This is a genomic window from Paenibacillus taichungensis (assembly GCF_013359905.1).
Lineage (GTDB): Bacteria > Bacillota > Bacilli > Paenibacillales > Paenibacillaceae > Paenibacillus > Paenibacillus taichungensis.
On the sequence record NZ_JABMCC010000121.1, the window covers coordinates 78196 to 93336 of the forward strand.

Sequence of the window (15141 nt, forward strand, 5' to 3'; positions counted from 1 at the left end):
TGCATGCCATAGATAAGGACGAGCCTAATCAAAGAACCCGGAAGCAGACGCTCATTGCGTCTGACTCCGGGTTAAATGATAGGACGGTGAAGGAATTAAGGCTGCCAGTCCACTGTAACGGTAGCAGTTCCACTGGCTGGTGTGGTGAAGGTATGGTTGTTGCCATTTTCCCACGTGATGGTAGAGCCGTTCTTTTTGAAGAACTTGAATTCCAGATTCGTTCCGGCTGGCACACTCACGTCATAATACCAGGTTGGATAGGAATAGATCACCTGATTGAACGCCGGACCAATGGCGAGAGGGCCTGTGGACCAGTTACCCAGTTCCGCGACATTGCCCGTCAGATAGAGATTCTGACCGAGTGTCGTGGATGCATTGTTGATGACAAACCGCACGGAAACCTGGTTGCCACTAAGAATCGTGAAATTGTTATAAGTGTTGCTGTTGACTCCGCTCGCTGCAACTTTGACTGCATAGTTGCCGGCAGCAACTGCAGGGATGGTCACTTTGATCTGAGTATCTTCCCATGATGTAATGGCTGAACCGGTAACAGCGGTTGTTCCGAAATAGACAGTGCCTTTGGTAGTACCAAATCCACGACCATCAATGGTAACGGTATTACCCGCTTTACCCATTACAGGGCCCACATGCCCGATGGTTGGTGTAGTGGTATTGGCTGTATACTGCCAGACTGCTGTAGCTCCTGCTGCCAAAGTGAAGTTAGCGACGTTACCTCCTGTAGAGGTAATGTTATTACCACTTAATGCACCTGCAAGAACATCGTTGTATGTACCCGAAGGAAGCGAAGTGGTCAGACCACTGATGGATGTGGGAGTCGAAAGATTACGGTTAACCGCTACGACGGCCACGTTGTTGCCGAATTTACGTTCATACACATACACATCGTTGTTAATCCAGCGCTGCTGGGTTGTTCCATAGGCGATGGCTGGATTGGTTTTGCGCAATGGAGCCAGCTTGCTGATGACGTTAAAAGCAGTTGTTGTTTTGGAAAACGAAGGCATTTTGGCACGGTTATCCGGGTCACCGTTACCTGTCATATACTGCTCAGTGCCATAATAGATGGCTGGTACGCCCCGTGAGGTAAGTGTAAATGCAAGAGCTTGTTCCAAGCGACGGTTGTTAACGGCACTTGTTTTGAAGCGATCCATGTCATGGTTATCAATAAAAGTCACTTGGTCATTCACCTGTGCATAATCAGCGGCAGTGCTGGTGATCATGGAATCCAGGGCAACCATCGTGGATGTGTTATCACGGAACACGTTACGTACTTCATTGTTGAAACGGAAGTCAAGCAGACTCATGCCGGACTGGTTGGCGAAGTTGGTATTGTCCGCATCGGATGCGGATGAACCCAGGAACCATTCACCAAACGTGAATACCGGTTTGTAGCCATAGATGGAGGACATCCAGTTCTTTTGCCATCCCATCGGCATATGCTTCACCGCATCCACCCGGATTCCGTCAATACCCATATCCAGCCAGAGCTTGATCGCATCCTTGAAGTAGGTGTCAATGGTGCTGTTATTGTGATTCAGGTCAGCAAGATCATAGAGGTTTTTGTAGATACCGTTCTCCAGTGTGGAGAAGTCGGAACCGCCATTGTGGTGGAAAAGTTTGTTCGTATCATTGGTGTAGCCACCAAGCAGCGTACCGTTATTGTACAACTTTCCATTCTCTGCGAACGAGGTGTCGGTTTCCATGGCAGGAGAGGTATGGTTGGGAGCAAAATCAATGATGACTTTAATGCCTTTGGCATGTGCCGTATTGATCAGATTCTGGAAATCGGTCATCGTACCGAAAGCAGGATTGGTCTTCTTGAAGTCACGTGCCCAATAGCCGTGATAAGCCGTATTGTTAACACCGGAATAGTTAATCAGCGAGTAAATGTTCTCCACAGGCTGGGAAATCCAGAGTGCCGTAATGCCGAGATCGGAAAAATAGTTGTCGTTGATCTTGTTGATCAGTCCTTGCCAGTCGCCCCCGCAATAGAGCTTCAGGTTAGAACAGGAGGCGTCATAGGCTCCCCCGGTAGGGTTGTTGGAGGGATTGCCGTCCAGAAAGCGGTCGGTAAATACCTGATAAATAACATCGGTGCTGAAGTTCTGCTTGTTGCTTACAGCCGTATCAGCATCTGCGAATACGGAGGCCGCCGGGAATAATGGCAGTGCACTTCCGGCCAGCAAGCTGAAGCTCAACGTGGTACTGAGGATGATTCGCTTGGTCCATTTGAACATTGGTAATCCACCCTTCGTTTATTATATAAATTGAACTAAAGAATATTTACACTTACCACTCCGATGACAGAACAACCTTCCGATCGCTGTTATCCTCAGATTTTTTTGATGCCCTTTTCAAAGGGGGAAATCTGGGGATAAAGGCCAAGCGTATGCTTCCGATGGAGCTTTCCTTCAGAAAGCTTTTAGCTTCACTTCTTCAGGTTATTTCTGTCCTCTCCGTTCTCGTGCAAATGTGTAGTTCAATTTATATAGATTTGTGATCTCTTTTTTGATTGGAAAAGCGCTTTCAACATTGGACGTTGGTAGGTTATTCTTAACGATATCCCCCCTTTATGAACGCCAACAACCCCGGCACCTCCTGCTGGAGTTACCGGGGTTGTCCTAAACCGATTGGGTTTAAAAGCATGGCCCTCTAGTTATAATCACAACGTTATGATAATTAAATAATGGTTTGGTTGTCAATAACTTTTTCTTGAGCATTTTTTTTCTATTTCTATATTTACAAATCAGGCTCAACAGATTTAAACTATTCGCAGACCCATCAATATAAGGGCTATGCATTTTAGAACATTTCGGTGTTTTAAAACAACCCCGTCTCTTCAGAGACGGGGTTGTTTGTCGATGTAGCCGAGGGAAGAGCGAAGCAGGACTAACAAAACAGGGAAACCCCGGTAGTGTAAAAGCGAAATCTATAGGAGAGGCGGTTGATGGATCAGTGAACACTCATTCTGTTATCGAATGTGTGGAAGGTTTCAAGGCGTCCAGGCTGGACAACACAAGGAAGATTTTTATCTATTTGCCACCAGGCTATAAGGAGCATGTGGATCAACGCTATCCGGTGTTATACATGCATGCGGGTCAGAGAGCCTTCGGCTCTTCGACTGCGGGAAATGAAACGTGGCACGTGGATCAGGCGGCAGACCAACTGATTGATCAAGGCTTGATGGATGGATTGATCATTGTCGGAATTGCCCATGTTCGTCCGGTTACACACAATGAATTCTATCATTTTATTGCACCTGCAAGAGAAGCGGTGAGTGTGGGCTGCTCAGGCCTGGATTATGAACACTTTATCATTCATGAACTGAAACCATTTATTGACGAGCATTACCGCACACTTCCAGACAAGGACAATACGGGACTGCTTGGTTCTTCCGCAGCGGCACTCAGCACCTTCCATATAGGAACACGTCATCCTGATATTTTTGGCAAACTGATCATGCTCTCTCCCTTTTTCGTGGATGTGCAGCTGGATGAAACGTCGGAGAGCAGGTTACAGGAGGAGGATATGTACCTCTTGCCTGAGGGCAGTGCTCCCATTCAAATGTGGATGGATATAGGAGATGCAGAAGGATTATTTCTTCCTTACCAGGTAAGGAATGTAGCCCATCAGATGCTTGAACTGGGATATAAGTCTGGCAAGGACATCGCATTTCTGGAACAGCCGGATGCAGGTCATCAGGAGGCGGATTGGGGAGAGCGAGTTCATATTCCGCTACTGTATATGTTCGGCCGAATCGGCAATCCAGTCTCTCTGGAGCTGATGGGAAGGGACGTTATTGGATTGAAAGGCGGCATGAGCGGGCAGATCAATGCGCTGCTTCATTACGACAGCGGGTTCACCATGAGTGTGCTTGAAGGGGAATATCATTCCGATCAACCCGATGTTCTTGAGGTTCGACCCAATGGGGAACTGGTTCCTGTCAAGATGGGTCATGCAGTAGTTACTCTCACGGTGGGAGAGTTGACGGCATCACGGATGTGCACGGTTGTGAAAGAATTATCGGGTCACGTGACAGTCTGCATGAGTGCCGAGGTACCCTTTCAAGACATGTATGATGACTCGATCTACGGAGGCATGGGCATGAAGCTTCTGCACACCGGAGGTGGCGATTATGAGGGCTGCTTCGAGGTTCCACGTGACAGCGGATTTCGGTTCAGGTTCACGCGAGGCTTCCGGCAGTTTGAAACCGATGCAGATGGCAAGGCACTGCCCAATCGGGTGTTTCGTGCCCATGATAACCTGTCTCTACATTACAAAATCCAGTCTTGGGGCAGTACGGCTGCCAAAGCCGGGAACAGGAGGTAGCCATGATTAGTCAACCATTTCAACCAACGATGGATATTCCGTATTATTATCCCTGCAATTTTCCTTTGATTCACGAAATCCTTCAGCGTCAGGGCTCGATAAGCAGTCTCGGCCTGTTGGCTTCCAGCCGCTTGTATAGTCTGACTTCCTGTTCGGATCGTGGCCTGATCAAGCCTTACTTTCATAAGCTGGATTATGAGGAGCCGATGTGGGAAGTGTTTGGAGAACGGGAGTTTGACAGCTTCGAACAAGGAAAGGCATATATACGGGAACGGCTTGAAAATGAGGGGCCTTTGGTCGTTACAGGCACAAGTTATTGCTTGCCTTATGGGGATGATTATCGAAATCCCGAGTATATTCATAAACTCGTTAAACAAGACTCACGCCTGCATCTGGTCGATCATTGGCTGGCTGTGTACGGAATGGATGAGGAGCATTTCTATGTCTATGACCCCGTTCCCTCCAAATACATGGGAGCTGTGTCATCACCTGATTTCCAAGAGTTCTGGAAAGGAAACAAAAATATCTCCGAGCTCGAAATAGCCCGGCGCAAAGAAACATTACGAACATATGGCACGATGGAGATCCGTGCTGTGGAAACACTCGACTCCGCAGGCTATCGGAACATGTTGCGCTCTGCGCTGGCGACACAGGCCTATGAATTCATCGCGGGCAGAACGATCTGGGAGGGCAATCGAAGCTATTATTTTGGACAGGCTGTCACATCACAATTGTTACAAAGATTGCACCCGGATGCCGAGGTGGATCGGGAACAGGAGAAAGCCATCTCCGCGTTCCTGTTCGACATGCGCTGGAGCCGCTACTTTTTCCACGATTTGCTGGAGGAAGCAGCCAAATGGCTCAATTCTCCTCATGATCAATATGTTGAGGAATTCGGTGCAATGATAGCCCGGTGGGAACAGGCGCATAAGCTGCTGCAGATCGCCAGAATGAAACGAAGCCCTGAATGGCGGGAGCAGTTAACGGATATTATCGAACAATTGGCGGCGGACGAATTACGCTGGTACGAAGCGCTAATGACGACACATCAGCATGCCGATCGCTTCAGACAGATCCCATCGACTGTGGAAAATCCCGGGCCTACGCCTTCACATCGGGAAGTCATTGAGCGGATTGTGCTGGACAGCTGCGATGAGCTTAATCGGTACCATAACGCGCCCATTCCACTAGAGCATGGCTTGCAGGCACCCCTATATGGAAGTCGTGGAAGACTGGACTCCCTTGAACTTGTAACTCTACTTGCGGTTATCGAGCAAAGTGTTGAAGATACGTTCGGTGTAGGGATAACCCTCGCTGAATTGGCGGCTGCTTCCATGCCAGAAAGTCCTTATCGAACGGTGGAATCACTGGTTGAGTATCTGGAGGCGCAATTGAAACCTTGCCCAAAGGATGATGAGGGATGAATATCACTTTTCTTCTGGAACGGTTCGCTGCGTATGACCATCGTCCTGCGTTGATATGGAAGGGCGAACATTATAGTTATAACTGGTTATTGGATCAGATTCACACCTTTAGCCAATGGATTTCCAGTGAAGGGCTCGAAGGGGCGATCGTTGTGCTAGAAGAGGATTATTCTCCTTATGCCGCAGCAGCATTGATCGCTCTTCTGGAGCAAAATTGTATTGTGGTTCCGATGGATCGACACTTGGTTGAGGCTAAACGGAATGAGTATACAGCGCTCGCTCAGGCAGAATGGCGCATGAGTGTTGGGGAAGGGGAAGCTATAGCCAGACGTTGCTCCGTGCAAGGCAGTCGGTCCCCGATATTGGCAAGGCTGAGTCAGGAAAAGAATGCAGGTCTGGTGATTTTCTCATCCGGATCGACAGGACAAAGCAAAGCTGCTGTTCACAGCGCGGATCGTCTGTTGCACGGGTTCAGGCGGCAAGTCCGGCCGCTCTGTACCATTCCGTTCATGATGTTTGATCACATTGGCGGATTGAATACGATGCTGCAATCCCTGTCCAGCGGCGGCTGTTTATGCGTCATACCGAATCGCTCCCCCCTGGAAGTATGCAAAACCATTGAAAAGTATCGTGTTCAGGCCTTGCCAGTCTCACCAACGTTCATGAATTTGCTGCTCCTTAGTGGAGTCTATCGGGAGTTCGATCTATCCAGTCTCGAAGTGGTCTCCTATGGTTCAGAGGTCATGCCAGAGGCGCTGCTTACTGCATGGAATAGACAGTTTCCGAATGTACGCACGGTGCAGGCTTATGGTATGTCGGAGCTTGGCATTCTGCCGACACGCTCCAAAGATTCCGGTTCATTGCAATTTACGGTTCGTGATGGGGAAGTCCATTATCGGATTGTGGACGGGCTGCTTGAGATCCAAACAAAAACGGCCATGATCGGGTATCTGAACGCTCCGTCTCCGTTCACGGAAGATGGCTGGCTCCAGACCGGGGATGAAGCAGAGATGGAGGATGGTTACATTCGCATTTTGGGTCGCCGCTCCGAGATCATTAATGTAGGCGGACGTAAGGTTTATCCTGCGGAAGTGGAGAGTATTCTGGAACAAATGGAATTCATTGAAACGGCAGTCGTGAGTGGCGAGCCAAGTGGGATCATGGGACAGATGGTAAAGGCCACGGTCAGACTTACAGGTGAGCAGCCTCTTATGGAACTGCGCAGACAAATCTGGGATTTTTGCCGAGACAAGCTGCCTCAGTACAAAATTCCACAAAAGATTGTGATTACTCAGGAGACATTAACAAGCCCAAGAATGAAGAAAATAAGAAATCCCGTTCCAAGCTCATCTGTTCAGGATGAGGTTGCGGCAAGCCTGGAGGAGGAGTTGGAAGGGACACAGCACTGAATGAACGAATGAATAAAGTGACTCATGTATGACAATGCAGGATGTCAAATGATGAGTTGTAAGTTGTAATTGGAGAGGGGAACCGTTGAATGCATTACGCATCTACGGTTCCCCTTTTGTTGAACAGAGTCGAAGTGATTCGTACGAGAGATATCCTTTCACACAATTTAATGAGAGATAGCCTCATACGACGTACCAAGAGTCTCATCGGAGAAAGGATATAGAATGAAGCAAGATGTTATGCCTTCACGTGTGATTTGACATCCAACTGCAACAGGGAGAAACCGTACGCTTCCAAGTCCAGCTTCAGCTTGTTCTGCTGAGTTTCCCGAGTTGTGGCTGAGAATACATTACGCCAAGTTCCTTGGTGTAGTGGCAACTCCATACTGCGTGGTTCTTCACTTGCATTCAGGACGAGTACGAATTGTTCCCCTGTATCTTGATCTTTGCGTCCGATGGCAATGCACGGGTCTCCGGCTTCCGCGTAAATCATGGAGATGTCCGCACTGCGCAATGCAGCGTGTTGTTTACGCAGGGCAATGGCTTGGGTGAAGAAATCGAGCAGATCCTTGTTCTGCTTCTGTTCGTCCCACTCCATACATTTGCGACAACCTGGATCATAGCCACCATCCAGCCCTACCTCGTCACCATAGTAAATACAAGGAGCACCTGGGTACGTAAGCAGCAGAATGACAGCCAGCTTCATCTTGCGTACATCCCCTTCACATAGGGTCAGCAGTCTTGGCGTGTCATGACTGCCGAGCAGGTTGAAAGCTGCTTCGGTTACAGGTTGTGAATACGCAGCAAGCAGTTTGCCAACCTCGTTGGCAAATCCGAGGCCGTCTAGCTTGCCAAGCACAGCGTAATCCATGACTGAATTCGTGAAAGGGTAGTTCATGACTGCATCAAACTGATCCCCCTGCAGCCACATGATGGAATCATGCCAGATTTCGCCTAGTAGATAGGCATCCGGGTTAAGTGATTTGACCGTTTGCCGGAATTCACGCCAGAATTGATGGTCTACCTCATTGGCAACATCCAGCCTCCAACCGTCGATACCCATATCCTGAATCCAGTAACGGGCCACCTCCAGCAAATATTCCTTAACCTCTGGATGCTCTGTGTTCAGTTTAGGCATAAGAGGTTCAAAGGCAAAGGTATCATATGTGGGAATACCATCCTCGATACGTGCCGGCCATTCTCTGACATGGAACCAATCCGCATAACGGGAAGCAGCCCCTTTTTCAAGCACATCCGCGAATGGAAGGAACTCTCTGCCTGAATGGTTAAACACCGCGTCCAGAACTACCCGTATGCCGCGTTCATGGCATGCATCCACAAGTTCCTTCAATTTCTCATTGGTGCCAAAGTGCGGATCGACCCTCATATAGTCTGCGGTATTGTACTTATGGTTGGTTGTAGCCTGGAACACTGGACAGAAATAAATGGCGTTAATGCCAAGTGTACTCAGATGATCGAGGTGGTCCAGAACGCCTTGAAGGTCACCTCCGAAAAAATTGACAGGCGTCGGTTCGCCGCCCCAAGGTTCAGCATTCTTTGGACTGATCGACGGATCACCATTGGCAAAACGTTCAGGGAAGATCTGATAGAACACCGCATCCTTAACCCAAGCAGGTGCTTCGAAGAAATCCACCGGATTCATAAATGGAAAATCGAAAAATTCCAACGGATGATCAGGCAGAGCCTGTTCGAATCCCCGTTCCGTCATCCAGACCGATTTCTCTCCCTCGATCAGTTGGAAGCCGTAGCGTAATCTGCGGTAGGGTGGTTGCGCTTCCACTTCCCAATAATCGAACAGGGCATCACGGGCAAAGATTCGCATCGGAAGGTGGAGAACCGTACGATCCCATGCATATTTATCCCCGATGATGGCGATAACAGCATCCAGGTCGCCCCGCTTGGAACGGAGCCTCAGGTGCATGGTGGAACGGTCATATACGTAGGACCAATTCATTTTGGGACGATGATAAATAGCTTCAAGTAACATAGCATTCACTCCTTATCTGGGATGGATCATATGGCTATAAACGCAAAAAAGGCACAACCCCAATGTTCACGAGGTTGTACCTTTCGGCAGCATAGCCTTTTGATTATAGTGCTATTATACGAACTAAATTGGAAAAAGAAAACACTTTTTTTTCCTGAAATCTCAATTTGTTTATTGTGGAACAAATGGTGTGTCCTGCTTCATGTGTGAGGTAGAATGATTCACAATCAACACACATTTTGGTGGACTATTATTTAAAAATCATACCCAAGCTTATTGGCATAAGCAGAGATTTCTTTATGATATTTCTCGATACTTTTCTTGCCGGTATCAATTTTGGCATTGGCTTGTTTCAGGACAGCGCTGTTTACCGTTGTTTTGGAGACAGCCTTTTTAGCGAGTTGGAATCCTTCCAGCTGTGCATAACTACCTTTAATCAAGTTGGCATGGATTTTTTGCAGTTCCGCATTTTGCGGTTTAATCAGCTTCAGCTTGGATACATATTTGGTGTAGTTAGGAATCGCTGTGTTGGTCAATTTCAGGAAAACGGACTTGCGATTGGAAGATGTAATGTAAAATCCTCCTCCAAGAGCGTTGAATGCTTTCTCTTCATATACCGATGCGCTATCCAACTGATCCAGGTAGTTGAGGAAATCTTCTTCTTCGACTGTAGGGATCGGTTCTTGTTCTGACGTGTCAACTTCTTCATAGTATTCGTCTTCCGAATATGTAGTAGTTGAGTCATCCGCAGCAGCGGCATAGGACCCTGCAGGTGCGAATACTCCGCCGAGCAAAACAAAACTCATAATGATTGATAGTACCCATGATTTCTTCACGTTCTAATTTCCCCTATCTATATATGTGATATTATTCCAATGGATAATCTAACATAGCACGACAAGAAATTACAGGAATCGATTGACAGAGATGGAATCTATGAATAGCAATAAAAGGATATAATAACGTTATGAATCAACAAAAAGGGAGGAAATCTTGATGACTGTTGAACGTTTTCATATTCATGTCTCCGATGAGATTCTGGACGATTTGCAATATCGGCTGCATCACATCCGTTGGCCAGATCAATTGGTAGACTCCGGCTGGGGGCGAGGAACAGATATTAGTTATTTAAAATCACTTGTTTCCTATTGGAGAGATCATTATGACTGGCGAGCACAAGAGTCCAGGCTGAATCAATTTTCCCAGTTTCATTGCCAGTTGGATGGGGTGGATGTGCACTTCGTACATGAGCATGGTAAAGGGCCTAATCCTCTGCCGATTATTCTTACCCATGGCTGGCCCGATAGCTATCTTCGTTATCAAAAGATTATCCCTCTCCTGACCGATCCCGCGAGTCATGGAGGTAATCCGGAGGACTCTTTTGATGTCATTGTGCCATCACTGCCTGGATTTGGATTCTCTAGCCGCCCGGACCAACCTGGCTTCAACAATTCTCGTGTCTCCCAGATGTGGGCCAAACTAATGACCAAAGAATTAGGATACAACAAATTCGCTGCTGCAGGTGGAGATATTGGCTCTGGCGTTACACGTTATCTGGCATCGAATAGTCCTGAACTTCTAGTTGGAATCCACTTAACGGATATTGGTATCATAAGAGATCTCTTATCTTCCCAGGATGAGGCAGAACGCTCAGAGGAAGAACGAGAGTACAAGGAAAATGCTTCAACATGGATTTCACAAGAGGGGGGTTATATGGCCATTCAATCAACCAAACCTCAGACACTTGCGTATGGACTTTCCGATTCCCCAGTAGGTTTGGCCGCTTGGATCATTGAGAAATTTCGTGCTTGGAGCGACTGTAAAGGTGACCTCAATCAACTATTTAGCAAGGATGAGTTGCTGACTCATATTATGATCTATTGGGTTACGAACACCATAGGATCATCCACAAGTATGTACTACGAAAATTCACATTCCTTGCCACCATTGGGACGTATAGAAGTTCCGACAGGCATTGCCATATTTCCTGCGGATATCGTGCTACCGCCCAAGTCTTGGGCGATGCAAAACCTGAACGTAACGCGCTGGACCTCCATGCCTAGTGGAGGGCATTTTACGGCTTTGGAAGAACCGGAGTTGCTGGCTGATGATATTCGGGCATTCTACAGACCGATTCGAGCAATGAACGATTAATGTAGTTATATATATGGTGGAATTCGTAAGGTCCCGACTTGGATATCTAAAGCGGGCCCTTTTTTTTCTTCAATCTGCTCAAAAAGTGACGTACAAAGGTGGTCAGATGGTATAATCGGGTAAAGTGTTATTGTCTCACCAAGTTATTTTCGAAAAGGTTTTCGGAAAATGGTCTGTTTTTGTTTGTAACCGCAATCATAATACACACAGAAAGTGAGAGCTGAGATGAATCAGAAAAAGCTTTTTACGGATGGATGGCAATTTGCGAAAAGTAAGCTGGAGGTTACGGAGTCTGCGGGGTTAACGTTTGAACCGGTTGAGCTTCCTCATGATTGGCTGATATATAATACGCTTGAACTGTATGAGGACAGCATCGGATGGTATCGCAAGACATTCCCATATACGAAGGATGAGCAGCAGGTTCTGCTTTGCTTTGACGGGGTATATATGGATTCTTCCGTATATGTGAACGGTCAGCTTGTGGGGGAATGGAAGTACGGTTATTCGGCTTTTGAGCATGAGATCACGAGTGCTTTGGTGGAAGGTGACAACGAAATTGTAGTCAAAGTTGTGCATCAGAGTCCCAACAGCAGATGGTATTCCGGGGCTGGAATTTATCGCAATGTGTGGCTCAAAACGAGAGATCGGAATCATATCGTCACAGACGGTACCTATGTATCGATTCAGCAGCAGCCAGAAGGCTGGCAGGTTGAGGTGGATACGGAGCTGAGTCTCAATCAGAACGCACAACTTGTGCACACGATTTGGTATCAGGGTAATCAGATCGTATCCAGCAAAGCGAACGTTACGGCTGCAGCGGGTACAGACACCGGACATGAAGAGATACAATCGAACAGCCAACAGCTGAAGGTCGATCTTCCGAAGTTATGGGGCCCGGATGAACCGAATCTGTATGATCTGGTAACGGAACTGCAAGTAGCTACAGGTGAGCAGGGCTATGAGACGATCGAGACCGTCACACAGCGGATTGGTTTCAGGGATATCAAGTTGGATGCAAACGAAGGATTCCACCTGAATGGGGTCAAGATGAAGCTGAACGGCGTGTGTGAACACCATGATCTTGGGGCGCTGGGGGCTGCTTTTAACCTAACTGCGCTGCGCAGAAGATTTGTGCTGTTGAAGGAAATGGGCGTTAACGCCATCCGGACTGCTCATAACATGCCTGCCAAAGAGTTCATGGAACTTGCGGATGAGATGGGTATGCTGATCGTTTCGGAAGCGTTCGATATGTGGGAGAGAGCCAAGACCCCTTACGACTATGCGAGATTTTTCCCGGAATGGGCACATACTGATGTGAAGAGCTGGGTGAAGCGTGACCGTAACCATGCAAGTCTGATTATGTGGAGTATCGGTAACGAGATTTACGACACTCATGCAGATGAGCGGGGGCAGGAAGTAACCCACATGCTGATGGATTATGTATTGGAATTTGATCCAAAAGGGAATGCAGGCGTGACGATTGGTTCGAACTACATGCCATGGGAAAACGCGCAAAAATGCGCCGATATCGTGAAGCTCGCAGGTTATAACTACGCGGAGAAATACTACGACAAACATCACGAAGAACATCCGGACTGGATTATCTATGGTAGTGAAACGTCGTCTGTAGTGCAGAGCCGTGGGATCTATCACTTCCCGTTCGAGCAATCCATACTGGCAGATGATGATGAGCAGTGCTCGGCTTTGGGTAACAGTACAACAAGTTGGGGCGCGAAGTCCGCAGAATATTGCATTTTGGCAGAACGAGATACGCCGTATTCCTTGGGGCAGTTCCTGTGGACCGGATTCGATTATATTGGAGAACCAACACCGTATCATACAAAGAATTCGTATTTTGGACAGCTGGATACAGCAACGTTCCCGAAAGATTCCTACTATATCTACCAAGCAGCCTGGACGGATTACAAGAAAAGTCCGATGGTTCACCTGTTCCCTTACTGGGATTTCAGTCCTGGTCAGCTGATCGATGTACGCGTGTGCAGTAATGCGCCGAAGATTGAATTGCAGCTGAATGGCAAGACAATTGGCACGTATGATATCGACCATGCAAAGGGAACCCAGCTGGCAGGCTGGTGGAAAGTGCCATATGAAGAAGGCGAGCTCAAAGCGATCGCTTATGATGAACACGGCAACGTTATTGCAACGGATGTGCAAAGATCCTATACAGATGCGAAGAAGATTCGTCTGCAAGCCGATCGGGAGCAGCTGCAAGCGGACGGTACGGATCTTATTTTCGTGGAAATCCAAGTGGAAGATGAAGCGGGCAATCCCGTGCAAAATGCAAACAACCGTGTGCAGGTCCAAGTGACAGGTGCAGGTCGTCTATTGGGTCTGGATAATGGAGATAGCACGGACTATGATCCATACAAAGGACTGAGCAGAAGACTGTTCAGCGGCAAGCTGATGGCAATCATCGGGGCAACGAACGAATCGGGAACGGTACGGATCGAGGTGACATCGGAAGGATTGGAAAGTGCAGCTGCCGAGTTCGAATCACGAGCTGTTGCAGGCGCAGGAGATCGTACCAATGGGGCATCCGGGGCTGCCGCAGCAGGTCAGGAGCAAACCGTACTTATGAGTAATACGGAACGTCCGGTTCTGACGGGACGTCCGCAGGAGATTCCTTTGCGGAAAATCGAGATTATCAGCGAAGGTGGGCAGTTATTCAATCCATCGAAACAGCAGATGACGGTGAGCGCCAAGCTGTATCCGGAGAACACATCCTATCGGGATATTGAGTGGGCAGTTGTGAACGACGCAGGTATCGAATCCAACATTGCCAAGGTCGAAGCCAACGGTCTGGAAGTCAACGTATCCGCTCTGGGCGATGGGGAATTCCGTCTTCGTGCGACGAGCAGTAATGGTACCGATAAAACGAAACTGATTTCTCAACTGGAGTTCAAAGCAACTGGTCTGGGTACGGCTTACAAAGATCCATACGGCTTTATTACTGGCGGGCTGTACGATTACACCAAAGGGGATGTCGGTAACGGCAATGAGCGAGGGGTAGCGACAAGCCGGGACGGGGAGACACATGTGGGCTTCCGCAATATCGACTTCGGGCCGTACGGCTCCGATACCATTACGATTCCAATCTTTGCGTTGTCTAGTGAAGAGTACTTCATTCAGATCTGGGAAGGTATGCCGGATGAAGAGGGAAGTACACTGCTGGCAGATGTGGTGTATGACAAAGAATCCAGATGGAATGTGTATCAGGAAGAGACGTATCAACTGTCCAAGCGGCTGAGCGGGATTACGTCGATCTGTTTTGTACTGAAGCAGAAGATTCATATCAAAGGCTTCTCATTCGAGCGCCAAAGCCGGGCATTTGAACAGAATACGGCTGCATCATGCGATCATCTCTACGGGGATACGTTCAAGATCGAGGGTGATCATGTCGAGGGGATCGGAAACAATGTGTCGTTGGAGTTTGAAAATATGGACTTCACAGCAGAAGGCACGTCCAAGCTTGTGATCTATGGACGTTCAACAATCGACAAAAACACGATCCATATCCGCTTTGCAGGTGAGGACGGACAGAGCAATCAGCTGGTCGAATTCACACAGTCCGATGGATATGAGGAGCGGGTGTTTGAGCTTGAGCAGGTTAAAAGTGTGCAGAAGGTGACCTTTATTTTCCTGCCGGGTAGTCAGTTTGACTTTGGCTGGTTCCGGTTCGAGAAGTAGGACGCCAGATATAGTAGTTCAGGGATAGAGATGATTTATATCAATCCTCTTCAGATAAACGTTGTTCATCAAGAACAGGACGTTTACCTGA

Annotated in this window: 8 protein-coding genes; 5 read left to right on the forward strand and 3 right to left on the reverse strand. The window is 47.9% G+C overall.

Annotation, left to right across the window (positions count from 1 at the left end):
- Positions 1 to 95 precede the first annotated feature (95 nt).
- On the reverse strand, positions 96 to 2255 hold the full coding sequence (locus tag HP548_RS28070; RefSeq protein WP_175383481.1) for an alpha-amylase family glycosyl hydrolase: 2160 nt from the start codon (positions 2253 to 2255) through the stop codon (positions 96 to 98).
- A 718-nt stretch (positions 2256 to 2973) separates the two neighbouring features.
- Here HP548_RS28070 and HP548_RS28075 point away from each other — a divergent pair.
- From HP548_RS28075 to HP548_RS28085, 3 genes are read left to right on the forward strand one after another with little or no spacing between them, the layout of a single operon-like run.
- Complete coding sequence (locus HP548_RS28075) at positions 2974 to 4347, forward strand: alpha/beta hydrolase-fold protein (RefSeq protein ID WP_175383482.1); 1374 nt, start codon at positions 2974 to 2976, stop codon at positions 4345 to 4347.
- Positions 4348 to 4349: 2 nt separating this feature from the next.
- Positions 4350 to 5771, forward strand: coding sequence for a cysteine peptidase family C39 domain-containing protein (locus HP548_RS28080; RefSeq protein WP_175383483.1), 1422 nt, complete (start codon positions 4350 to 4352; stop codon positions 5769 to 5771).
- Positions 5768 to 7180 (forward strand): ANL family adenylate-forming protein, encoded by a 1413-nt coding sequence (locus tag HP548_RS28085; RefSeq protein WP_175383484.1) that lies wholly within the window; start codon positions 5768 to 5770, stop codon positions 7178 to 7180. Before HP548_RS28080 ends, HP548_RS28085 begins: the two co-directional genes overlap by 4 nt.
- A gap of 238 nt (positions 7181 to 7418) precedes the next feature.
- Here the strand turns inward: HP548_RS28085 and HP548_RS28090 are convergent, their stop codons facing one another.
- Both HP548_RS28090 and HP548_RS28095 read right to left on the reverse strand, forming a co-directional pair.
- Positions 7419 to 9188: an alpha-glycosidase gene (locus tag HP548_RS28090; protein WP_175383485.1), complete on the reverse strand. Its 1770-nt coding sequence runs from the start codon at positions 9186 to 9188 to the stop codon at positions 7419 to 7421.
- A gap of 254 nt (positions 9189 to 9442) precedes the next feature.
- On the reverse strand, positions 9443 to 10024 hold the full coding sequence (locus tag HP548_RS28095; RefSeq protein ID WP_099855450.1) for a hypothetical protein: 582 nt from the start codon (positions 10022 to 10024) through the stop codon (positions 9443 to 9445).
- Between the two features lie 160 nt (positions 10025 to 10184).
- Here HP548_RS28095 and HP548_RS28100 point away from each other — a divergent pair, with 160 nt between their 5' ends.
- Together HP548_RS28100 and HP548_RS28105 are read left to right on the forward strand one after the other, a co-directional pair.
- The gene (locus tag HP548_RS28100) at positions 10185 to 11342 is read left to right on the forward strand and encodes an epoxide hydrolase family protein (RefSeq protein ID WP_175383486.1); all 1158 of its coding nucleotides are present in this window, start codon (positions 10185 to 10187) and stop codon (positions 11340 to 11342) included.
- Between the two features lie 225 nt (positions 11343 to 11567).
- Positions 11568 to 15050, forward strand: coding sequence for a glycoside hydrolase family 2 TIM barrel-domain containing protein (locus HP548_RS28105; RefSeq protein ID WP_175383487.1), 3483 nt, complete (start codon positions 11568 to 11570; stop codon positions 15048 to 15050).
- Positions 15051 to 15141 lie beyond the last annotated feature (91 nt).